At 60.2% G+C, this 21755-nt stretch carries 14 protein-coding genes; 10 read left to right on the top strand and 4 right to left on the bottom strand.

Annotated elements, in window-relative coordinates:
* Positions 1–97: 97 nt before the first annotated feature.
* From RTW82_RS10130 to RTW82_RS10115, 4 genes are all read left to right on the top strand, one after another.
* A complete protein-coding gene (locus RTW82_RS10130; RefSeq protein WP_048329182.1) occupies positions 98–688 on the top strand; it encodes a hypothetical protein in 591 nt (196 codons plus the stop codon).
* Entirely contained in the window at positions 685–2085 is a 1401-nt protein-coding gene (locus tag RTW82_RS10125) for a DEAD/DEAH box helicase (RefSeq protein WP_048329184.1), read from the top strand. Before RTW82_RS10130 ends, RTW82_RS10125 begins: the two co-directional genes overlap by 4 nt.
* 66 nt (positions 2086–2151) lie before the next feature.
* The gene (locus tag RTW82_RS10120) at positions 2152–2415 is read left to right on the top strand and encodes a BPSL0761 family protein (protein WP_048329185.1); all 264 of its coding nucleotides are present in this window, start codon (positions 2152–2154) and stop codon (positions 2413–2415) included.
* A gap of 14 nt (positions 2416–2429) precedes the next feature.
* Complete coding sequence (locus RTW82_RS10115; RefSeq protein ID WP_080965149.1) at positions 2430–3029, top strand: DUF6088 family protein; 600 nt, start codon at positions 2430–2432, stop codon at positions 3027–3029.
* Between the two features lie 221 nt (positions 3030–3250).
* On the opposite strand, the gene RTW82_RS10110 is transcribed toward RTW82_RS10115, so the two are convergent.
* The 4 genes from RTW82_RS10110 to RTW82_RS10095 form a co-directional block, all read right to left on the bottom strand.
* The gene (locus tag RTW82_RS10110; protein ID WP_316925015.1) at positions 3251–4195 is read right to left on the bottom strand and encodes a hypothetical protein; all 945 of its coding nucleotides are present in this window, start codon (positions 4193–4195) and stop codon (positions 3251–3253) included.
* 107 nt (positions 4196–4302) lie between these two features.
* Positions 4303–5166, bottom strand: coding sequence for a TniB family NTP-binding protein (locus RTW82_RS10105; RefSeq protein ID WP_053069166.1), 864 nt, complete (start codon positions 5164–5166; stop codon positions 4303–4305).
* Positions 5163–6983 carry a Mu transposase C-terminal domain-containing protein gene (locus tag RTW82_RS10100; protein WP_080965150.1) on the bottom strand — a complete coding sequence of 607 codons (1821 nt, stop codon included), beginning with the start codon at positions 6981–6983 and terminating at the stop codon, positions 5163–5165. The genes RTW82_RS10105 and RTW82_RS10100 overlap by 4 nt, the downstream gene beginning before the upstream one ends.
* 235 nt (positions 6984–7218) lie before the next feature.
* Positions 7219–8181, bottom strand: coding sequence for a bifunctional GNAT family N-acetyltransferase/nucleoside diphosphate kinase regulator (locus tag RTW82_RS10095; protein WP_184490424.1), 963 nt, complete (start codon positions 8179–8181; stop codon positions 7219–7221).
* Positions 8182–8681: 500 nt separating this feature from the next.
* On the opposite strand from RTW82_RS10095, the gene RTW82_RS10090 reads away from it, so the two are divergent.
* From RTW82_RS10090 to RTW82_RS10065, 6 genes are read left to right on the top strand one after another with little or no spacing between them, the layout of a single operon-like run.
* Positions 8682–11141, top strand: a complete 2460-nt coding sequence (locus RTW82_RS10090) for a hypothetical protein (RefSeq protein WP_316925014.1) — start codon at positions 8682–8684, stop codon at positions 11139–11141.
* 33 nt (positions 11142–11174) lie between these two features.
* Positions 11175–11489, top strand: a complete 315-nt coding sequence (locus tag RTW82_RS10085; protein ID WP_316925013.1) for a hypothetical protein — start codon at positions 11175–11177, stop codon at positions 11487–11489.
* On the top strand, positions 11486–13831 hold the full coding sequence (locus tag RTW82_RS10080; RefSeq protein WP_316925012.1) for a DUF6603 domain-containing protein: 2346 nt from the start codon (positions 11486–11488) through the stop codon (positions 13829–13831). The genes RTW82_RS10085 and RTW82_RS10080 overlap by 4 nt, the downstream gene beginning before the upstream one ends.
* A gap of 6 nt (positions 13832–13837) precedes the next feature.
* Complete coding sequence (locus RTW82_RS10075; RefSeq protein ID WP_316925011.1) at positions 13838–16213, top strand: hypothetical protein; 2376 nt, start codon at positions 13838–13840, stop codon at positions 16211–16213.
* 5 nt (positions 16214–16218) lie between these two features.
* Positions 16219–20085 (top strand): hypothetical protein, encoded by a 3867-nt coding sequence (locus tag RTW82_RS10070; RefSeq protein WP_316925010.1) that lies wholly within the window; start codon positions 16219–16221, stop codon positions 20083–20085.
* Positions 20078–21664, top strand: coding sequence for a hypothetical protein (locus RTW82_RS10065; protein WP_316925009.1), 1587 nt, complete (start codon positions 20078–20080; stop codon positions 21662–21664). The genes RTW82_RS10070 and RTW82_RS10065 overlap by 8 nt, the downstream gene beginning before the upstream one ends.
* The last annotated feature ends 91 nt before the right edge of the window (positions 21665–21755 follow it).

Below are 21755 nucleotides of genomic sequence, written 5' to 3'. Positions count from 1 at the left end.
GTCTCAATTCCGCTGAGACGGCAATATCATGCGTTTACGGACGCACAGGCCACGGACTATAATCCGTATTTTTCGCGCTATCCTCTCTGGTGCCGCAATGAAATCAGCCTCGTTCACCTTCGACAGGCGGCTGTATGAGCTGCTTCAGGAGGAAGGCCGCACACGATTCACGATTCGTGAACTGCGCGATGCCTACGCCAAGCGCCTCGAAGGCATGACCTATCGCATCGGCGATGTGCGCCGCTATGTGTATGAACAGATACGCCGAATGTTACGCATAGGTTGGCTCGTGCATGACGAAGAGCGCCGCGTACGGGGACAGGTCTACCACCTCCTATCCATCCCGACACATCTGCAGCTAGAGTTGATTGACAACGGGTTCGAGAACAGCCGTAAGACTGCTGGTGAGCCAGACCGGGCACCATCAACTTCCGATAATGCAGCAGTGTCGCCTGAACCCTCACCCGGTATGGATCAGCATCTGGAGACGCTTCTCAAAGAGGTCCGATTGGACTTCCTGGCATCGATGGGCGAGGCGGAGCGATATAAGCTGCTTCTTGAGGATATGCCGCATCTCCGCGACAAGGTCGAAAGCGAGTATCTGGAGGCCAGAGACCGAAGCTCACGCCTGCTGGGCCATCTCCGCGCCATCGAAAAGACGCTCAAGACACTTGCCTCCGCACGATGACCACACAACTGCGAAACTGGCAGCGCCGCTGCATCGACAAAGCGCTTGAACGATTTAAATCCACACCCCACTTCTTCTGCCAAGCGACGCCAGGCGCCGGCAAGACGCGCATGGCGGCTGAACTGGCCAGCAGGCTACTTGGTCAGGGCAAAATCGATCTGGTGCTCTGCTTCGCGCCATCTTGCCAGGTGGTCGAGGGCTTTCGCGCATCCTTTGCTGCCGTTCTCGGTAGACGCTTTGACGGCCAACTCGGCGCAGCAGGCGCAGCGTTCACCTATCAGGCCATGGAGTACCGAGATGAGGCGTTCTGGCAACTCCTCACTGACTATCGAGTGTTTGCGGTGTTTGACGAGATTCACCACTGCGCCGGCCACGATCTATCACTAAGCAACTCTTGGGGCCAGCAAATTCTTCAGCGAATACAAGACAGGGCCACTTTCACCTTGGCGCTATCTGGTACGCCTTGGCGTTCAGACGACCGGCCCATTGCTCTGGCTCGCTATTCGAGCCCCGAAGGGCATCTGATCTGCGACTACCGCTACGGACTGAAAGAAGCCATCACTGATCAGGTATGCCGCGCTCCCCGCATTGTCCTGCTCGACAATCAAAAGGTGAAACTTACCGAAGAGCTGGACACAGAGTGCACTGTCAGGATGTTTCCGAGCATCGCCAAACTATTGGGCGAATCCCCTGTCACCTACGAAGAGCTGCTGCGCCATGACGAAGTGATCGATCAGTTGCTCAGTCGTGGGTGCAGCAAGCTGGATGAGCTTCGCCTGATCAAGCTTGATGCAGCAGGTTTGGTGGTTGCCACCGATATCGAACACGCCCAGCAAATTGCCCGGGCCCTGGAAGCCCGGGGTGACGATTGCCGCATCGTGACCAACATAACTCCCGCCGCACAACAAGTGATCAATGAGTTCAGACACAGCAACTGCCGCTGGATTATCGCTGTGGGAATGATCAGTGAAGGTACGGACATCCCACGCCTTCAGGTATGTTGCTACCTGAGCCGCATCCGCACCGAGCTGCATTACCGACAAGTACTAGGGCGAGTGCTTCGACGCACAGGCGAGCCCGATGATCAAGCGTGGCTATTCATGTTGGCGGAGCCGGCATTGAAGTGCATGGCGGAAAGAATTGCAGATGATCTGCCGGATGACCTGGCGGTGCTTAACGAGGTCCAGATGCCAACCTATACCTCAAGCTCCATTTCCGGCTTGATTGGGTCTGCCGACAATGTCGACAGAGTGGATGGCAGTACTGAAAATAGCAACGCACAGGTATTTGGAGCCGTCGCTACGTCCCGCATCTCTCTGGAAGACTCTGCCCCCGAACCAAGCTACCAGGTCAGCTTTTCCAAGCACTATCGTCAGCAGTTGCTGGCTTGCTTTTGATTTCTTATGTAGATATCAGAGCTCAGACGTCGGCTTTTGTGGTTGGCTGAATCAGGAGGCAACGCATTGACCCTTCCCCACGAGAGAACCCGCAGCGTCATCAAGACCGAAGAGTTCCTACGAGAACTCTCTCGCAACACTGAGCTGCCCCAGGACATCCGCAGCTATGCAAAAAGCCTGCTCAGGCATTACCCGTCAGCTAACCAAATTTTCTCGTTAGGGCGCCTCGAAGAGTGCCTGGTGATTGATGCGCAAGATGATGAATATCGACGAAGGGTAATTGCTTTCCATCAGCCGCTCTTCAGTTCGTCATTAAACTACACGCTATAGCCATAGGGTAAGTAATGATCCGCGCTGATAGAGTCCTTTCGGTAACTGCCCGCGTTGCTCAACGAGTCAAGCTGACTCCCAAAGGACAGCCATTCAGTATCCGGCGATTCGCGGAATTTGGAACGAGAAGCGCCGTATCTAAAGCAATAAATCGACTGGTCAACCGAGGTGAACTTGAGCGGGTGTATCGAGGAATCTACATGCGACCGAAACCCGGTCAATACACAGCATGGGTTCGCCCAAACGTATGGCAAGTGACAAATTTGATTGCCAGCCAGAACCACCAGGTTCTGCAGCTTCATGGCGCAGATGCGGTCAGATTGTTTGGACTGAGCACCCAAATGCCGCTTATTCCGATCTATTACACAAGCGGCCCCAGTCGATCAATTTTTATAGGGAAAGCTGAAATCCGTTTGGTTCATGCTCCGCCAATGGTCATGCAGCACTGCGGAACCGAGGTAGGCACCGCCATCAGCGCATTATTTTACCTCGGTAAAGACAACTCTACCCCGGAGTGTATTGTCACAATTAAAAAGGCGCTTAGACCTGAAGACCTAGCGAAACTAATGACATCCAAAATTCCAAAATGGATGCGCGTTGCGTTGGAGGCATAACCTGCCCCAATGAAAAAACGCCCTAGTACAGCGCCCCTTGATGCCCAATGCGACCGGTATCGACCGATCATTGATGGATTTTGAGTTGACAAGTAAGGATAGGAATTACTTGCTTCAGCTTGTCAATTTTCCGCAGTACCAAAATACCTTTTCATAGGCAGAAACAAGATTCACGATTTGTCATATTTATGCACGAACAGAGTTGCGTAGACTAACAACCGCTAGTCAAGAACTGTTCCGAACAAATGCAGGCCGAGCACACCCTCACGAGCATATCTGACCTCTTGGAGTTGAAGGTGGCGATCCAATAACGGAAAGTCCTTCCTGGGAAAACCACCCAAATAACGATGCAGTGCTCTATACCCGGCCCCATCGACATAAGGAAAGGCTGCAGCCCGATGTAAGTCCCTAGATATTAGTAGACCAATCTTTGCATCCTCACACGCTTCAATGAACATCAAAAATCTTGAATAAGGAATAATATCTAGCAATGAAGCAGCAAATATCATGCTTCCAAATCTACTTGGCGGGTCCGCGATGGAAGCCCCCTTGAATATGCTTTGCTCAAAGGAGGTCGGATCAGAAAACCGCATACCTCTCTCTGTCTGAAAATGGATTCTCGCAGATCCACCTCGACCACCATGAAAAGGAGCTTGAAGAAAAATACAGAATAACTTATTGAATAAATCAACCACGATATATCTCCGACTAGCTCTGCTACCAGTAAGAAAGTGCTCAATCTTCATAAGAGTGGTAGAGCGGAAACGTGAAAACCATGGGTCTTCCGCCACATTACTTCTTGAGACCGAATTACATTCTTGGACAAAAGCATCCCACGCTTTCGAGTAACGAGACGCATCAGATAGCGCGACCAATTCCTTTTTATGCATACTGCAAATACATGAATGGGAATAGCACCAACTTTTTCGCCATATAGGTAAATGACCATTGGCTACGTCATTTCGCAAACAGTCCGGACAAAAGAAACGGCGATAACTCCATTCAACTGCAGTTCCATTACGTAAACCGAAATAAACACTCAACCATTCTGGATTAATGTCCTCACGCCCTTCCCCCAGGCGTTGAGACACTGAAAAAAAATCAACATCTGGATCAGCGGACCTGAACTCTAGCCCTTCCCACCAATGCAACGGACGTTCGGCCAATTCCAGGCGCGTAAATTTTATTATATGCCGATTAAGGCTGCACCGAAAAAGCCATGACGATAGCGTCTCGTCAAAATTCGGCGTTAGTAGCGCACTTAATCTCACATCTAGTAGCCCCAGAGATTTTTGTTTGCACGCTGCAGCATATTCAGATCAATTTTCTCAACGCCTAGCTTTACTGCATAACATGCAGCACTTCTAATCAACTCGAGAGTCTTGTCCATTCGGCCATAGGTAATAGATAAAATCGACCTTACCATCTCCTCAGAATAGAGCTGCGATGGCATTCGCAATGGCAATGATTCCTCGACTTCTAGCAAGAACGATCTAAAACCCTCATCTTCACACCAATCCGTAAGCGTAACCTCATGAAATCGCCTTTTAAATTCATCATTGGACTGCAGGGCATTCCGCGCGCTAACGGTGCCAAAGCAAAATAACTTCAATCCATACTCGACCCCAAGTAATTTCTTGAGGATTGACATATTAACTCGCTGCTCTTGCTTAGGACGCAAAAGTGCATCATGAAATTCATCGATAACCAAGCCCCAAACTCTTCTAAGCCTGATAACCTCTCTAATTTCATTTGGGATAATATCCGAGCCGCTTTTAGGTCTCACCCCAGAGGCTAGAGGCAAACCGAGAGCCAAGGCGAGTTCGGCTTTAAGGCTTTTCTTGACGCTTATCTCAGGCGACTCGGCCATGGATATAACAACCAATCCTTCACTATTCTTAATTCGCTTCGGGATTTGTGATATTATGGCCGTTTTCCCCGAACCACCAGGGCCGATCACGAGCAGCGCGGGGGCATTAATGCGATCTGGGACTTCCGCAATATTATTCATCATTCTAAAAACTGCTTCGCTGGAATTATTATCAACCCAAAGCTCATTATGAATTGCGGCTATTCGAGTATCCACATCGGCGGATAAATACTTCTGTATGTCAGATCGAACGTGTTCGCTACTCATTTGCTCCCCCCAGATCTGAATCTTTCCGGAAGAGCTGAATAGTCAGGCTTGACTTTTTCGGGCTTAACTGCCGGATTGTCGCCAATAGGACCAGGGTAGGCATCAAGATAGGCTTTTTCCGCAGCTTTTCGGCGTCTTTGCTTACGCGTTAAGACGATGCTCTCTTTCTCGATGCCCTGCTTTTCCCTGTAGGCTTTAAGCCCTCCAGCACTATCAATTGCCCCGACTCGAACTGGCCGCCTATGTAATCTGCTTGCACGATATTCTTCATAATTTGGTGCTTGGATCGTTAAGTCGGATAGACGAATTGAGCAGAACTGTCCATTTAACTTAACCCACACCTCATTCAAATTAAACGGATCAAATTTAACAACCGCCTTATTAGTCCCAACAAAGGGCACTAAAATAGGATCCCAATACGTCTGACCGTGTAACTTTATACCTTCGGGGTTAATTTTTCGTACTTCTTGAGGCATAAACCAAAGCTTCAGCTGCTCCGGTTCTGAAATTTTCGGTGGATACGGAAGCCCACCGGAGGGAGCAAAATAGTCATACCAAGCTTGCCGCGGACTAACTTTCAACGCACTATGAATGGTCGAGTGATAAACAACCACTTCGCGTGCAAACCAACGAGAAAAGTCGAAGAATGTCATTGTGGCATTCTTTTCGCTGTCGAGATCTCTTCGTGCAACTGAGTTCGACATTGTTGTTCCTTTTAAGAGGTGGACTTTTGTCGTCATGAAAGTACCAATCAATCGTTCAACATGACCACCAAAGTGCTTTTCACCAACTGGTCGATATTCGGGATGTATTCCAAATGACTCGCATCCAGCTTTAAATTTGGGACTGGTGAACTCCGCAGCATTATCCATGTGCAAAACGTCTGGCTTACCATAATAGGGATAGTCTACGGGATCTATGCCCATGCTTTTGGCAAAACCTATTTTAGGAAGCACACTTTGACTAAGTGCACACGCCACAGAAACTGACGACGGAACGTGAAGGCTGAGGTAATAGCCGACAATCACTCTTGTATATATATCAATTATCACCGTCAACCAAGGGCGACCAATCACATTGATACGATCATCCGCTAAAAGGATAATGTCGACCAACGTGTGATCCATTTGCACCCATTGCAACGGCCTTTCGACTTTTTTCTTTCCCGGTCGCGCCGAGAACTGTTGTGCTGCGGCATCGGCCCCGGCTTTGATTTTGACTCTTTTTTTCTCTGAGAGAATTAACTTCACACGTCGTAAAACTGTAGCTTTACAAGGGGATGGTAACCCCTGCTCTTTACATGCGACATCTACCTCGAGCCACACTTTGCTATAGCTAGCACCTTTCGAATTGTAAACTTTATGAGTCGCATCAAAAACAATTACCTCTACAGCTTCATCTAATCTAGTAACTCCTTTCTTAACCCCACGCCGCTGAAGAACCAATGACAGAGGACCAATTTCCTCATCACACATCTTAGCCAAACGAAAAAAATAGCTCCGCGACAAATTCAGCTTCACACAAGCTTGAGCGGTTGTTACTTCCTTCACCCTCCACTGGCTAATAACGTTGTACCGCTCTACAGCTAGCGATAGCTCGTCTTCTCCATAATCATTCACATTCAAATTTATTACATTACCCCCAGCCACCCCTCCTGTGAGACCAACAATCCTCTCAATATCGCGCTGAGAAACCATCAAAGCTTCGCCAGTTGCCTTAACGACTACCCTAATGCTCTTTGCGCTAAGAATCTGTTGAATTGTGGCAAGCTTTCCCTTTGCGACTACTAGCTCCCCAACAATTAGTTGATCTGTCATATATAGTTTCGCTGCAAAATTTGGAGAGAAACATCTTTCGGCAACATATCGCCAAGGGTGATATTGCCTGTCACAACGCAGACGGCATTTAAAAAATAGACTATGAGATGTTATTTCGCCAATTTTGTCTTTTTTTTAAACTGAAACGAAGCTATGTCACTGATTTATATATGAAAAATCTAGTCTCTTTTTTGAGCAGGCATCACACTTGGGATCCTCGCCAGTTGGTCGAACGCTAGAGATGGAAATCGCCTGCCGCTTCCGGCTGGTACAGCACCTTTCTGATTTCGATCCGGCGCGTTCGATCAGCGACTCGCCAATCGATTACATCGCCTTCCTGGTAACCGAGGATGGCGGCGCCGATGTCGGAACACACGGAATGCTTCCCTGCGCTGGCGTTCGCGTCTTCGGGATACACCAGGGCCACTTCGATCTCTTCGTCGTCCAGTCGCAGCAAGGCCCTGGAGTTCATCGTCACGACATTGCGCGCCACCTGCTGCGGCGTGACCACCAGGGCTCGCTCGAGCTCATGTTCGAGTTCCACGACGGCCGGCCCTTCCTCGAGCACGATCAGGCTTTCGAGCCTGGCCTTGTCGATCTCGGTGATATAGATCCCGGTGGAATCGCCAAGGGCCCCTTCGCGCAACAGCTGGAGGTAGCGCCCCGCCGTCATGGCGAATGACTTCAATGCCGGCGTTTCGCTCTCGAGCTGGAAGCCGCTGCGCAGAAAAGCGTTCAACGACCGCGTGTTGTCCGGGTGGATCTTGGCGACGAGCGTCTTGGCCCGCATGTCGAGGAAGGCCAGCTTCATGCCCTCGCGGATGGTGCGGGCGCCAAGGTTCCGGCCCCATTCGCCGCGGTTGCCGATGGCCAGGACCATTTCGCAATCCGCGCCGGTCTTGATGAGGCGGACGAAGCCCACCGGGGTGTCGTGCCTGTCGAAGGCCATGAAGAAGCGGCCGTCGCGGTTGAACAGATGGGTCAGGATCGGGGCTCGAGTCCGCTCGATGGCCTGCTCGATGGTGCGTGAGACATCATCGGAATCGCTCAGGTAACGGGTGACGCGCTCATCTTCCAACCAGTCCATCAACGTCAGTGCATGGGCCCGAGTGATTTCCGGGCACAGCGAAATGAAAGGCTTGTTCATCTTCACCACAGCGCTTCGTAAAGGATGAAAGCCCTTCATGGCGATGGCCATGACGGTTCTTTCGGCGACCGGCGACTTTAAGCCATTGCGCGAAAATTCCAAACGACCTGCGCCCCTCTGCTTCGACATTAAGCGCTTCCCGACACGTGGCTGCGGCAACCGCGCATGCACAAGCCCGGGCGCGAGGCCCCGGCCGAGTAAGCCTGCCGCCCCTTTGCCCGAAACGGTCAGGAACGATCTACGCGGTTACCCGGCCGCCGACATTCCGAATCGGCCTTAGCCGCGTCCTTGACGGACAAAGGTCGCCGTCTACGCTTCCGCAGGCAAATGGCCAGCTCACGTCGTACGAAGGCCGCATGGATGCACAGCAACTGCCATCGGAGGGCAAAATGGTTGCCTATGCTGCCGCAAGTGAGTCTCTGTTCCACGTCGAAGACGGCCTGCTCTGGCTAAGGGCTGATGCCACGGCCCGAGCGACCCGGATCAGCCTCGAGCCCGGACCCCCCCACGTCATCTCCTGCACCCATTCACCGGGGCCCGTGTCCGGCTCGTTGCACCTGTGCCTCGTGGTGGCCGAGGGCGAATACCACAGGGTGGTGCATGCGAAGGTCGAGGATCAGCAGCAGCTTGTCATCACCCCAAGCCTGCACTTGAGACGCTTCCGCACACTGCTTCGCTCCTCGACCCGGATCAGCAAGATCACCCATACCGGCGACGGCGTCCTGGTCAGTACGGTTGATCAGGCCCTGAGCTATGTGCAACTGGATACACCCGCTGCGCGGCCATTGCAGCTGGCCCGCTCCGCTGCAACTGGCGACGACCCGCTCTCCGAGGTGCTCGCCGCCAAGAACGCCATCGCCACCTTCCTCGACAACCTTTGCGACCAGTTGCCCAACATCGCCGCAGCGGTGGAGAAACAGGCGACCACGGCGGTACTCGACGCCCTGGGTGTGGAGATAAAGGCCCAGCAGCAGAACCTGGAAAAGATTTTCGATAAACCCCTGGCCAGCGTCATTGCCCAGCACAACCAAAGTGGCCTCCAGGGCTCATCGGTGGAGGCTGCCATCGGGCTGGTCTCGCCGGCGAGTGGTGCCGGGGCTGTTGGCGGTAGCCCGGAACTGCGCCGAGTGCTCTTGCAGCAATTGAATATCCCGCGCTATTTCGACGTGTTTTCCCCGATACCGGCCGAAGCCCTGGCGATGCCGGTGCGTGCGGTGCGCAACAGTGGCGAGGGTTCCGACCCCTTCGATGCCCTGGGCAAGCTGTTCGCGTCCTTCGCGGAGCTGTTGAACGCCAAGCAGCTGGTCTCGCTGACCGGCATGGGGGCCGCCGACCTGCTGCAGGCGATATCCGGTAGCAAGCCGTTTTCCAGCGTGATCGGCGATTTCTTCCAGCTGTTCAAGATCGACGACGCCATGAACGCCCTGCAGGGGGTGTTCGGCTCCGGGCAGCTCTCCTCGCTGATCGGGCAACTGGGCTTGAAGGCCTACCTGCAGCAACCCGTGCAGAACGCCTTCTTCATCGCCCTCTATGCGCACTATTTCCCCGGCAAGACCTTCACCCTGGGCGATTTCATCGCCTTCCTGGGCGCCTTGCTGGGCTTCATCGCCTTCGAGGTCCAAGGGCAGTCCAGCGAGTTCCAGGCGGTGTTCAGCGATCCCCAGAGCCTCGCCGAGTTCACCAACGCCCCGGCCACCCTGGTGGCCCTCATCAATGGCACGCCGGCCCCCTCCTCTGCCGATCTCGCGTTCGTGGCGCTGGCCGCCGACGCCGCACCCGAGCCCGCCGCAGCCGCAGAGCCACCGGCCTGGCGTGTGGGCGTGGCGTCGGCGCTGTCAGGGGTGACGACCCTGCTCATCGGCACCTTTGGTGTCTTCAATTTCGGCACTGGGCTGATTGCCTCGCCCATGGTCGGCGGCGTGGCGGCAGGTATTTCCCAGGGGCTGTTCGGCATGCTGCAGAACCTCGACACCAAGGACGTGAAGTGGGACCTGCTCGCGGGCTTCGCCGGTGGTTTCTCCGGTGCCTTTGTCTCGACGTTACTGGGCAACAAGCTGTTCGCCGGCTGGGCACAGAACGGCGCTACGCCCTCGGCGCGGATCCCGAAGCTGCGGCTGATCATGCTCGGCTCGGTGCTGACCCTGGGCGCCGGGGGTGGCGCGGTGGTGTCGGCCCTGGTGAAGAGCTACGCCAAGACCGGCCTGCTGGATTTCAACCAGCCGCTGGCCCTTACCAGCGGCGCCATCGGCGGGCTTGGCGGCGGCGCCATGGGCTGCGGCCTGCACTTCATGGGCGGCCTGAGTGGCGGCTCGTGCCTGCCGGTGCCGCTGTCCCTGGCCGAGGCCAACCTCCACGCCCTGAACGGCCTCGCCGCCGCGCAGCCGGCGGTCATGAACAATGCCGCGCCCCTGCCTCCGCCCAACCCGGGCCTGCCAGTCGCCTTGCCGGGCTGGTCGATGGCGGTCTACGCCACCCGCTTCAACGACCCGGCGGCGACGCCCGCCAACGGCCTGTCCCTGGCCCTGGTGAAGTGGAGCGAGTTCCAGCAGATGGACAACGGCTACAACGGCATGCGCGAGCGGCTGTTCTGGCTCGAACACGTTGCCGCCCCACCCTATGCGCCACCCGCCGACCGCCAGGCGGACCTGGTGATTGGCGTGCACGGCATCGGCCGTTTCGTGTTCCCGGCCCTGACCCATTTCGATGCACTGGGCAACCGGGTGGACTTATCGCGGCCCATGGCCAAGGACGACTTCGCCCAGTTCCTCGCCGGGCAGGGGTACCTCACCAACTACCTCAGCGGCATCAGGAACCAGGGCCGCACGCCCATCGTCAAGCTGCTGATCTGCTTCAGCGCCCTGCCCCTGGGCTGCTGCAGCCTCGGCCAGGCGCTGGCCACGCAGCTCAATGCCACCGTGTATGCCGGGCGGCCCCCGGTCTATCCCTGGCTCGATGCGAACAACTTCCCCCGGGTCCCGGGCTGGGGCGGCTGGATCCGCTACGACGCCTAGCCGCGACGCCCACTCATGCAGGAGCTCCCACGGATGGTCACCTCCACCAGGCTGGCAGCCACAACCGAGACCACGATCGCTTCGGTCGAAGTCTCTCCGGTCATTCTCCCGGGCACCCTGTTCTTCGGGCTGTACGACGATCAGGGACTGAAGGTCAAAGGCGGCTTCAAGGTCGAGGACCTGGTGCTGTCCCGGCATATGCCGCTGGTGAGCCAGGACTTCGCCGACTCCGCCGTGGTGCTCAAGGACTTCCAGCTGGCCTTCGAACACCCGATCGGCGGCACCGCCACCGACCAGTTCGTGCTGGAGCTGACGCTGGTACTGGGGGCAACACCGTCAGCCAGTTGAAGTTGCCCTTGTCGGGCTCGACCAACCCGCCGCCATCCGGCTCGCAGGTCGCTACCCCTGGCCAGGGCACAGCGGTGGCCGGCACGCTCACCGACGCCACGCCGCAGACCGTGCCACCGGACTCGATCTTCTGGATCAACATCCAGAAATCCATAGGCCCCATCCATATCGGCCGGATCGGCTTCAACTGCATCGGCAACGACGTCCAGGTGCTGCTGGATGCAGGCCTGGCCACCTCCTCCTTCAGCGTCGAACTCAGCGGGCTGTCGGCGACCGTGCCGATCTTCGGCCTGAACAGCTTCGATGACATCAGGATGGGGCTCAAGGGCCTGGACGTCGCCTTCTCCACCTCGGCCCTGACCATCGAGGGCGGCCTGCTGATCAGTGAACAGAATGGCCAGCAGCAGTACGACGGCGCCTTGCAGATCCGCACCGCGGACCTCGCGCTCATGGCCCTGGGCTCCTTCACTTCCATCGCCAGCAATGGCCACACCGACAACTCGCTGTTCGGCTTCGCCTTCCTCGACCATGCCATCGGCGGGCCACCGGCGTTCTTCGTCACCGGGCTGTCGGCGGGCTTCGGCTACAACCGCTCGGTGCAGCCACCGGCGGTCTCCGACGTCGGCAGCTTCCCCCTGCTGGCGGGGCTCAACGACCCGTCGCAACTGGGGCTGCCGGGCAGCGGCCTGCCCCAGGCATCGCAGCTGGCGCAGGTGCTGGGGAAGGTCAACCGCTACATCCAGCCCGCTCTCGGCGAGTACTGGTTCGCCGCCGGTATCCAGTTCACCTCCTTCGAGCTGATCCACTCCAACGTGGTGGCGGTGGTGGAGGTCGGCAAGGAGTTCGAGATCCTGGTCCTAGGCAAGTCCTACGGCGCCTTTCCCCCGGCGGGTGTCACCTACGGCTACGTCGAGCTGGACCTGGAAGTGGTGTTCCAGCCCGATGCCGGGCTGTTCAAGGCCGAAGCGGCGCTGTCATCCAACTCCTATGTGCTGGACAAGAACTGCCACCTGACCGGCGGCTTCGCCTTCTACAGCTGGTTCGGCAGCAACGCCCATGCCGGCGACTTCGTCTTCACCGTCGGTGGCTACCACCCGGCCTTCAAGCCGCCAGACTATTACCCGGTGGTGTCGCGCCTGGGCTTCGACTGGGCGGTGTCGAGCGAAGTGTCGATCAAGGGCGGTGCCTACTTCGCCCTGACGCCCTCCTGCATCATGGCCGGCGGCGGGCTCGAGGCGGTCTATCAATCGGGCAACCTGCGGGCCTGGTTCACCGCCTACGCCGACTTCCTCATCTACTGGAAACCCTTCTATTTCACGGCGGGCATCGGCGTCGACGTGGGCGTGTCCTACCACGTGCACTTCCTCTTCGTCAGCACCACCCTGCACTTCGAACTGGGCGCCAATCTGGCCCTGTACGGCCCGCCCACCGGCGGCATCGTGCATATCCACCTGTGGATCATCTCCTTCAGCGTGCCCTTCGGCGCCAGCGAAGGCGCGGGGGACCAGAAGCTGGCCTGGAACGACTTCAAGGCGATGCTGGCCCAGCCCCGGCAGAGCGCGGCGCTCTCGCTCGCAGCCCAGGCCAGCAACAACGAGGCCCAGGCCGAGCTGTGCCACCTGACGATCAGCAATGGCCTGCTCAACCAGGTGCAGGACAGCGATGGCAGCGTCCGCTGGCTGGTGCGCGCCGACGAGTTCGTCTTCGACGCCACCTCGGCCGTGCCCATGACCCAGCTCAGCGTGGCCGGCAGCACCCTGCAATCCCAGGCCGGGCCCCTGGCGATCCGGCCGATGAAGGTCACCGGCATCGGTTCCTCGAAGGCCAGCCTGAGCATCACCTCGGAAGACGGCAACCCCATCACCTGGAACACGCCACAGCCCTTCAACCGTGCCCTGCCGCAGGCCCTGTGGGGCGCGCCGGTGGCCAAGCCGTCGGATGTCGACCCCAACGGCAAGCTCATCGACGGCTGCCTGGTCGGTGTTCAGGGCCTCTCCGCACTGGCCACCTACCAGCCGGCGCACACCGGGCAGATCGACATCGCCAAGGCCTTCACCTACTTCACCCTCTTCCCCACCGGTAGCACCACCCTGCCCTGGCTGCCGATCTCCGCCGCCGCGCCAGAGGTGCCCAACAGTGCGGCGATCACCGCGAATGCACGCAGCGCGGTGATCAACCCGGCCATCGACAAGACCGCGAGCGCGCGCACCCAGATAGTCGCGGCGCTCGATGCCTTGTGCGGCTTCGCCGTGCTGGACGAATCCATGACCGGTTTCGACGCGCAATCGAACTTCGCCACCGATCCGCTGATCGGCCCGCTGCCCCTTGCCCAGGTGGAATGAGACGAGATGAAGAGCGCCATCCCGATTCGCCGCAGTGCCGATCTCGAACCCGGCACCATCGAGTTCTTCGACAAGATCGTGCCGCCCCTGATGGCCGGCGACTACAGCATCGCCTTCTCCCAGGAGCTGCTGTACGACAACGAAACGCAGAAGGTGCAGCGCACCCAGAACTTCTCCGTGCAGGCGCCACGCTTCAGCCTGACGGACAAGGACGTGCAGTCGGTGTTTCCCGCCAACGGCAGCAGTGGCAAGTTCGAGAACGACCTGCCGCAGATCGTCCTCAACAAGCGCGCCCTGCCTTGGGAACACACCCTGGAGCCGGGCGATACCAGTGGCGCGCCCTGGATGGCCCTGCTGGTGCTCGACACCGCGCAAATCAGCGTGCCGCAGAACAGTGTGGCGCCTCCCACCCAGACCCTGGCGGCGGCATTGCCCCTGTCCCAGGTGCGCAATATCAGCAGTGGCGGGCTGCTGGGCCCGAGCATCGCCCACCTGGACCACGGCCAGAGCGATGACGACATCGTGCACAGCATCGACATCTCCAGTGCCAGCTTCCTCGCCCTCGTGCCGCACCTGGACAGTGCCGCTCCGGCCACCAGCGAACTGTGCAGCCTGGCCCACGTGCGCCAGGTGAACATGGAGCACAAGGAAATTCTCGAGATGACGCACTCGGGCTGGTTCTCGCTGATCGTCGGCAACCGCTTCCCGATCAACCCGGAGCAGCCGACCCGGCAACTCGTCCACCTGGTCTCGCTGGAAGGCTTCAAGCCCTACCTCGCCGAAGGCGCGACCTTCCCGGCGGGTATCGACAGCGTTCGGCTGATCTCGCTGTACAGCTGGTCCTTCACCTGCCTGCCCGATCACGGCGAAAGCTTCAGCAGCTTCATGCTCAACCTGGTGTCCGCCGACAGCGAGCAGAACACCGGCCTGAGCCTGCGCCTGCCGCTCTCCCCCGCTGCCATCGCCCAGGACGCCTCGCCCGGCAAGGTCGCCAGCAAGGCCCTGGGTAACGGTTACGTGCCCCTGCAATACAACGCGTTGTACGGCAACAAGACCCTGTCCTGGTACCGCAGCCCCCTGGCACCGTGCAAACCCGACCAGTTCACCCGAGGCGCCACCATGCAGCCGTTCAGGTCGGCATCCGATGCGGTGATCTTCGATCCCCAGACCGGCCTGTTCGACCTCTCCTACTCGGTCGCCTGGCAGACCGGCCGCCTCATGGCCCTGAGCAACCGCGCCTTCGCCACCAGCCTGATGGACTGGCGCCGCAAGCTGAACCACATCGTCGACCTGCTGGCGAACCTGGCGCAGGAAGACCAGCTGCAGAACTTCCTCGACACCTACGCCGGCGACATCAACCAGTTCTTCCATGACCAGCTGATCACCGAGGGTTTCCTCGACTTCATGCTCGGCGAGTTCTCCACGCTGATCGCGCCCAACCTCAACGCCAACCCGGTGAGTTTCGCGCCGCCGCCCAGCACCCTGACCCAGGCCGATGCCGACCTGCCGCCGCAGCTGCTCCAGGAGCTGCAGAAGCTCATGCAGAACCCCCAGGTCACGGCGCTGCTCAACGCCGTCGAGGGCCAGGAACTGCAAACCATCGTCGAGTGGCTGGCACGCACCTCGCTGCTGTACGACGTGCCCTTCGACCACCTGGTGGCCGACCCGCGCCTGCTGCCGATCGAATCGATCCGCTTCTTCTACCTCGACCGCGCCTGGATCGACAGCCTGGTGGACGGCGCCATGAGCATCGGCGTGCAGTCGTCCAGGGACAGCCACTACTACACCATCACCAAGGACCTCATCCGCGATGCCCTCGACCGGCTGACCCTGGGCATCCGCGAACAGCTGCTGGGCCTGCCCGCCACCCAACAGGACCCCACCGATGGGGTGATCGCCGGCTTCCTCCTGCGCTCCGACGTGCTCGTGCAATACCCGGGCATCGAGATCAAGGGCTACCGCAGCGTGGACAAGGACGATGAGGGCGCGCCGCTGGGCATCGACCGCATGCAGATCCTCCGGCTCGATCGGCTATCGCCCAACGTGCTGATCTGCCTGTTCCCCGATGCCCCGGCCTGGATCGAGTTCGACCAGCCCAGCGAAGGCCTGTGCTTTGGCGTGGAGCCCGTGCAGCAGGCCCTGGAAATCGACCTGCGTGACCCGGACAACGGCGAAATCATGCCCGGCGTGACCTACACCCTGGACGGCGTGGCGGACTTTCGCGGCCCGCAGGCCGACCGCGTCTTGAACATCAAGCACCTGAACGCGGCCCTCGCCGCCAAGCTGGGCAAGACCACCTTGAATGCAGCGCAGTTCGCGCTGCAACTGGTCAAGGTGCCCGAGCAGATGGTGTTTACCAATCAGGCACAGAAGGCCAGGTGAAAACGATGACAGGGACGACCCAACTGCTGATCCCCATGGCGCTGCAAGCCCTGCTGGTGAACCAGCCCGTGCTCAATGGCAGCAGGTTCCGGCGCTGGCGGAACAACTACAGCTACCTGGTCAACAACATGGACAGCCCCACGCCGGCGCCCTTCCAGGACGGCGGCGACCCGCCGAAACCGGGCATCCACCTGCACTGGCAACTGCCCCAGGCCCTCAAGCACGGGCAGCCGGGCGCGCAGCTGTTCACCATCACCGCCGCGGTTGCCACCATCACCCGTGCCCTGGAGCAGAACCAGCCGAGCGCCGAGCTGCTCGCCGCCTTCAGCAGCAACGGCCTGGCCTTGGCCGCCAGTGGCGTTTCGATCGCCCCCCAGGCGGACACCGGCGACACCGGCTGGCAACTGATCGACTGGCGCAGCGCCCGGCACTACCTGATCGAACCCCGGCAGGATGCGGCGAAACAGCCCTACCTGGCCGTCAGCGACGCGCAGATCAGCTTTCCCCAGGTGCCCAACCGCTGGCTGGTGGTGCGCTTCCAGCCTGGCGCGAGCAAGATCGACCCCACCTCCTGGATCATCGAAAGCGACTACCTCAGCGGCAAGGATGGCTCGATGTCCTTCCTCGATCCCAAGGTGCAGAACCTCGGCAGCCCGAATGCCGTGACCAAGATCGGCAAGTCCCAGCTGCTCAGCGCCAGCTGGAGCGAAACCGCCGCCGGCAATGCCATGTTCCTGCGCGCCATAGGCCCCGGGGACGTGACCTTCAGCGCCTATGCCCCGGCCGCGCAGAACGTCTTCAGTTTCGTCGACGGCGATGCCGCCAACCTGCCGGAAAACACCGCCTTGAGCTACCTGGTGGCCGGCTGGTACGCCAACCCGGACTTCGACCCGCTGCAGGGTGCCGGCGCACAGCTGGACGCCTTCAGCGCACAGCTCGGCGACCTCAACTGGGCTCTGGCCGGGTTCCCCGACCTCAGCCAGTACACCGGTGCGCTGGCCAACCGCTGCATCGTCCACGGCATGCGCCATTCCCTGGTCTGGCAAACCGCGACCATGCCGACCGGCGACCAGACCCAAGTGCCGGGCGACATCGGCAAGAACGTGAAGGTCGCCATCGGCAACACCTCGGTGGAAGCCCTCGCAGCCCTGGTGGGGGTGACCAGCGGTGACCAGGATGTCGACCTGACCCTGCTCGAAGCCCTGCAATATGGCTCGCTGGACACCCTCGACCAGGTCGGTGGCCGCACCCTGGTGGCGGACAAGGCCCGCCAGGCCCGCTACGGCGCCATCCCGGGCGGCCAGGCCTGGGAAGTCCGCGCGCGGGAAACCACCGGCACGACGAATGCCAACGCCCCTGTCGACAGCACCGACTACGCCGCCGGCCTCGCCGCCCTGAACCGGGCCCAGGCCCTCCTCAACGCCAACCAGCGCCAGCTGACGTCGTTGCAATGGACGCTGTACGCGCGTTGGTGGAAGAACCAGAACTACAACGTATTGGGCCTGGGGCCGACCAATCCGCCGGCCAACATGGCCCAGATCGCCAGCGCACTGGACCCCAGCTCGGCGCAATACCAGGCCCTGGTCAGCCAGATCCAGCAACTGCAGCAGAGCATCAGCGTCACCCTCAGCAGCGGCCAGGTGCCGCTCTACAGCGACGAGACGGCCATCGAGGCCTATGCCCGCAATGTACTCAAGCTGCCGGCCTCACTGGTGCTCAAACCCAGGAACGCGCCCCGCTACTGGCAGCCCAATGACCCGGTGCTGGTGGTTGCCGGTATCGCCAACCCCGACAACGACAGTGCCGGCCCGGCCCTGCAGTGCCGCACCCTGGACCAGGTCGTCACCGGCCTGAGCATCAACGGCAAGACCGTCACCGCCGATGGCGCGGCAGCGTTGATCCCCCTGCCCCTGGCCAACCCGGGAATTCCGCCTGCGCTTTACGCGCTGTGCAAAGAGGCGTTCTTCCTCGACCCGGCGAACTGGACGAACATCGCCGCCAACCTGTTCATGGGCAACGTGCAACCTGCCGACATCGGCGCAGCCATCGCCAAGGGCACCTGGGCGGCCGCCGGCTCCCAGGGGCCCCTGGCGCTCTCGGTGGCGGCCTGGGTGCAACCCTGGAACCCGCTGTTCCTGGAGTGGAGCCTGAAGTGGTACCCCACCTACAGCCAGAAGGATGGCGACTCGCCCTGGCAGTTCAACCGCAATGAATGGCAATTCGACGGCGACGACTACAACTGGACCGGGGTGCACCTGAACGAAAGCCTGATGGTCGGCTATACCGGGCGCACGCTGCTGTCGTCGCACTCGGTGTTCAACTTCGAGAACCGCCTGCGCGACTACATCGACAAGTCCAGGACGCCGCAGCCGAAGCTGGAAAGGCTCGATGCCCTGCTCCAGGCGATCCGCTCCTGGGGGGTGATGTCGCAGCGCCTCAGCGGCCTGCATGGCGAGTTCGCGACCCGTTCGGCAGGCCAGTCCTGGCCCCCCATCGGCGATATCGCCGCCCTGGTGCAGAACCAGTACCAGAGCGCACCCGACCCCAGCAAAGGCGACCAGGACTATGACTACGGCCCGGTGTCGCCGACCTTCTTCCCGCAGCTGGGCGGGTTCTTCGTGATCGACGATATCGAGGTGGTCGACAGCTTTGGCCAGTCCGTCAGCCTGCTGCCCGCCAACAACAACCCCTCCGGTGGCAAGGCCTCGACCTTTACCCCCATCCGCTCGCGGCAACTCACCCCGGCCAACCCGAATATCGCCGTCGGCGACTACACGCCGGCGCAGTTCGTGCAGCAGCGCTTCGGCCTGGTCCAGCCCGGGCAACTGAGCATGCGCTGGGTCGACGCCGACAAGGACAGCGATGAGGTCGGCCTGGTGGCTTCCGCCGATCCCGTGTGCGGCTGGGTACTGCCCAACCACCTGGACGTCGCCCTGGCCATCTACGACCAGCAGGGCCAGTTGCTGGGCGAGGTGCGTGAAGACCCCAACCGGCAGACGGTCGCCTGGTTCCCGGCGCCCGATAGCCTGAACCCCATCACCAGCCCGGAGCAGATTCCCAACCTGCACCTGCGTGGCGTGGTCAGCGGCCTGATGGCGGCGCAGCGCCAGGCCGGCGGCACCTTCGACAACTTCCTCACGGTGATCGACGAATCACTGTGGCTGGTGGACCCGCTCGGCCCCCGCAGCGACCCGGACATGGCGGTGCTGATCGGCCGGCCCCTGGCCGTGCTGCGACTGAAGCTGGCCCTGGAGCTGGCCGGCGAGCGCTACACCAACCAGAGCTGGGCCGACACCTTCACCCACAATGACAACGGCGTGGGCCAGACCGCCTTCGCCTTGCGCCTGGGCAGCCTGGCCGTGCGCGAAGACGGGCTGATCGGCTACTACGCCGACCCGGCCTTCCAGACCTTCAACTCGGTGCATTACCCCGCCGGGCTCGACACCGGCTCCAGCTACGTCCAGGCCATCGGCGGCAAGGCCGGCAACTACCTGTCGCTGACCGCCGATGGCACCCCGGCCTTCATCACCCTGCTGATGGACCCGCGCGGCACCCTGCACGGCAGCACCGGCATCCTGCCGGTCAAGAACATCGCCCTGCCCAACCGCTTCTTCGAAAACACCCTGAGCAATATGGAAATCACCTTCAGCGTCGGCTCGCTGCTGACCTCGGCGGCGTCGATCCAGATCCCGCGCCTGGCGGAGCAGAACGGCGAGTGGTCGTGGATCAGCCACACCAGCCCCACCCAGTTCACCGCCTCGGCGGTGGACTTCAGTTCGCCCAACGCCCAGCTCTCGGCTCCATCCATGCAGGTCCAGGACGGCTGGCTGAAGTTCATGACCCACCTTGATAGGAATGCCGACGATGAGTGAGCTCCTGCTGTCCTACTCGTTCCTCACCGAGCCCGGGGTGCTGCAGGCGGGCAATACCGCGCGCCTGACCATCATCGTGTCGAATGCCGGGGCGCCCTTCACCCTCAATGGCATCGACTTCGTGCTGACCCAGGGCAGCGGCGCGCGGGACATCGCCAGCGGCGTAGCCCCGACCACACCCAGCCTGCCCGACGGCTGGTCGCACCCGACGCCCAGCGGCGGCAGGTTCTCGATGTCGCCGGCGGCGCCCTACAGCATCGGCCGCGACGGGTTGATCTTCGTCTTCGACCTCACGGTCAGCCCCATGGTCGGCACCGCGCTGATCGCCATCACCGAACACATCGAGGTAGACGGCTCGACGCGGGCCAATCGCGGCTCCCTGGCGGTGCCCAAGTTCCCCCAGGACTTCCGCCTCGACGCCTTCTACAGCGCCACGCCGATCATCAACCAGGGCGACAGCGTGACCCTGGTCTGGACCGGGCAGAACCTGCACCTGGCCAACTACAGCATCAGCTACAGCGTGGATGGCCAGAGCACCCTCGTGAACATCCCGGCGCGCACCTACATCTACACCCTCGATGCGGTGGAGGCCTCGGGCATCTACTACCTGCACGTCACCGCCGCGAGCGACGAAACCACCTCGTTCACCTTCCAGTCCAGCGTCTACCCCATCACCGTCAACCCGGCCATCGCCGCGTTCTGGGCCGCGGAAAGCGTCGGCGCCCCCGGCGACAGCGTCGTGCTCAACTGGCGGGTGGCCGAGAGCGTGACCAGCGCCACCATCAGTTGCCTGCAGAGCGGCGCCAGCTGGAAGCTGGACGCCACGGCCCTGGCCAAAGGCATGCTGACGGTCGACCTGCCGGCGATCTCCATGTCCGCGCAGTACCAGCTGCAGGCCTTCCAGGGTGGCCAGGACGGCGCTGCGCCCCAGCAGGTGGCCGCCAGCACCCTGAGCATCGCCGTCAGCACGAGCATCCCCCACCTGAAGAGCAACTACGCCCAGTTCGTCACCGACGCCCAGGCCGTGGACCTCGGCAAGATGCCGGCCCGAGCCATCGACGACGAGGTGGTGCCGCCGCTGATGGAGGCGATCTTCCGCGCCTTCAAGAGCGTCTACCCGAACATCGACTTCTACCTCGACTGGGCCAATGACACGGCCAATGCGCGCAGCTTCGTCTACATCGACGGCCGGCAGAAGGTCGTGGTCAATGGCGGCCTGGTACGCATCACCTGCCTGTACTACGAAGCCTTCTGCTTCATCGTCGGCCAGTGCGTGGCGCGCTTCAGCGGGCAGACGCCGGTGGACGGCAATGGCCTGAGCTACGTCGGGGTGGCCGACTACACCACCACCGTCACCCTGCTCTCGCGGGTGTTCTTCTCCGTCTCCGACAACAGCGCCCTGAACAGCGGCATCGAGATCCAGATCAAGACCCTGTTCCAGCAGGGCATCTCCAGCCAGAACCAGAAGCCCGACCCGAATGACCTCGCGGCCAACCCGGGCATCCCCTGCCGCTACCGCGCCATCACCGCAGGCATCTTCGGTGAAGCGCTGCCGGGGTGCGTCAGTTCGAGTTCCTGAGCCGGCCGTTGCACCGACAGAACCTATCCGCACAACCACCAGAACCAGAGGGACTTGAAATGGGATCGATCTTTCCGGGATGCGAAAACTC

It is taken from the genome of Pseudomonas sp. zfem005, assembly GCF_032621735.1.
Lineage (GTDB): Bacteria > Pseudomonadota > Gammaproteobacteria > Pseudomonadales > Pseudomonadaceae > Metapseudomonas > Metapseudomonas solani.
The sequence above is the reverse complement of the archived record's forward strand: the minus strand, read 5'-3'. Positions and strand labels throughout refer to the sequence as shown.

What these genes read in the sequence shown, in the direction of transcription:
- RTW82_RS10085 (WP_316925013.1), top strand. Translation starts at nt 11,175, where the DNA reads ATGGTCACCTCCACCAGGCTGGCAGCCACAACCGAGACCACGATCGCT.
- RTW82_RS10075 (WP_316925011.1), top strand. Translation starts at nt 13,838, where the DNA reads ATGAAGAGCGCCATCCCGATTCGCCGCAGTGCCGATCTCGAACCCGGC.
- RTW82_RS10095 (WP_184490424.1), bottom strand. Translation starts at nt 8,181, where the DNA reads ATGGCCATCGCCATGAAGGGCTTTCATCCTTTACGAAGCGCTGTGGTG.
- RTW82_RS10105 (WP_053069166.1), bottom strand. Translation starts at nt 5,166, where the DNA reads ATGAGTAGCGAACACGTTCGATCTGACATACAGAAGTATTTATCCGCC.
- RTW82_RS10065 (WP_316925009.1), top strand. Translation starts at nt 20,078, where the DNA reads ATGAGTGAGCTCCTGCTGTCCTACTCGTTCCTCACCGAGCCCGGGGTG.
- RTW82_RS10125 (WP_048329184.1), top strand. Translation starts at nt 685, where the DNA reads ATGACCACACAACTGCGAAACTGGCAGCGCCGCTGCATCGACAAAGCG.
- RTW82_RS10130 (WP_048329182.1), top strand. Translation starts at nt 98, where the DNA reads ATGAAATCAGCCTCGTTCACCTTCGACAGGCGGCTGTATGAGCTGCTT.
- RTW82_RS10100 (WP_080965150.1), bottom strand. Translation starts at nt 6,983, where the DNA reads ATGACAGATCAACTAATTGTTGGGGAGCTAGTAGTCGCAAAGGGAAAG.
- RTW82_RS10070 (WP_316925010.1), top strand. Translation starts at nt 16,219, where the DNA reads ATGACAGGGACGACCCAACTGCTGATCCCCATGGCGCTGCAAGCCCTG.
- RTW82_RS10115 (WP_080965149.1), top strand. Translation starts at nt 2,430, where the DNA reads ATGATCCGCGCTGATAGAGTCCTTTCGGTAACTGCCCGCGTTGCTCAA.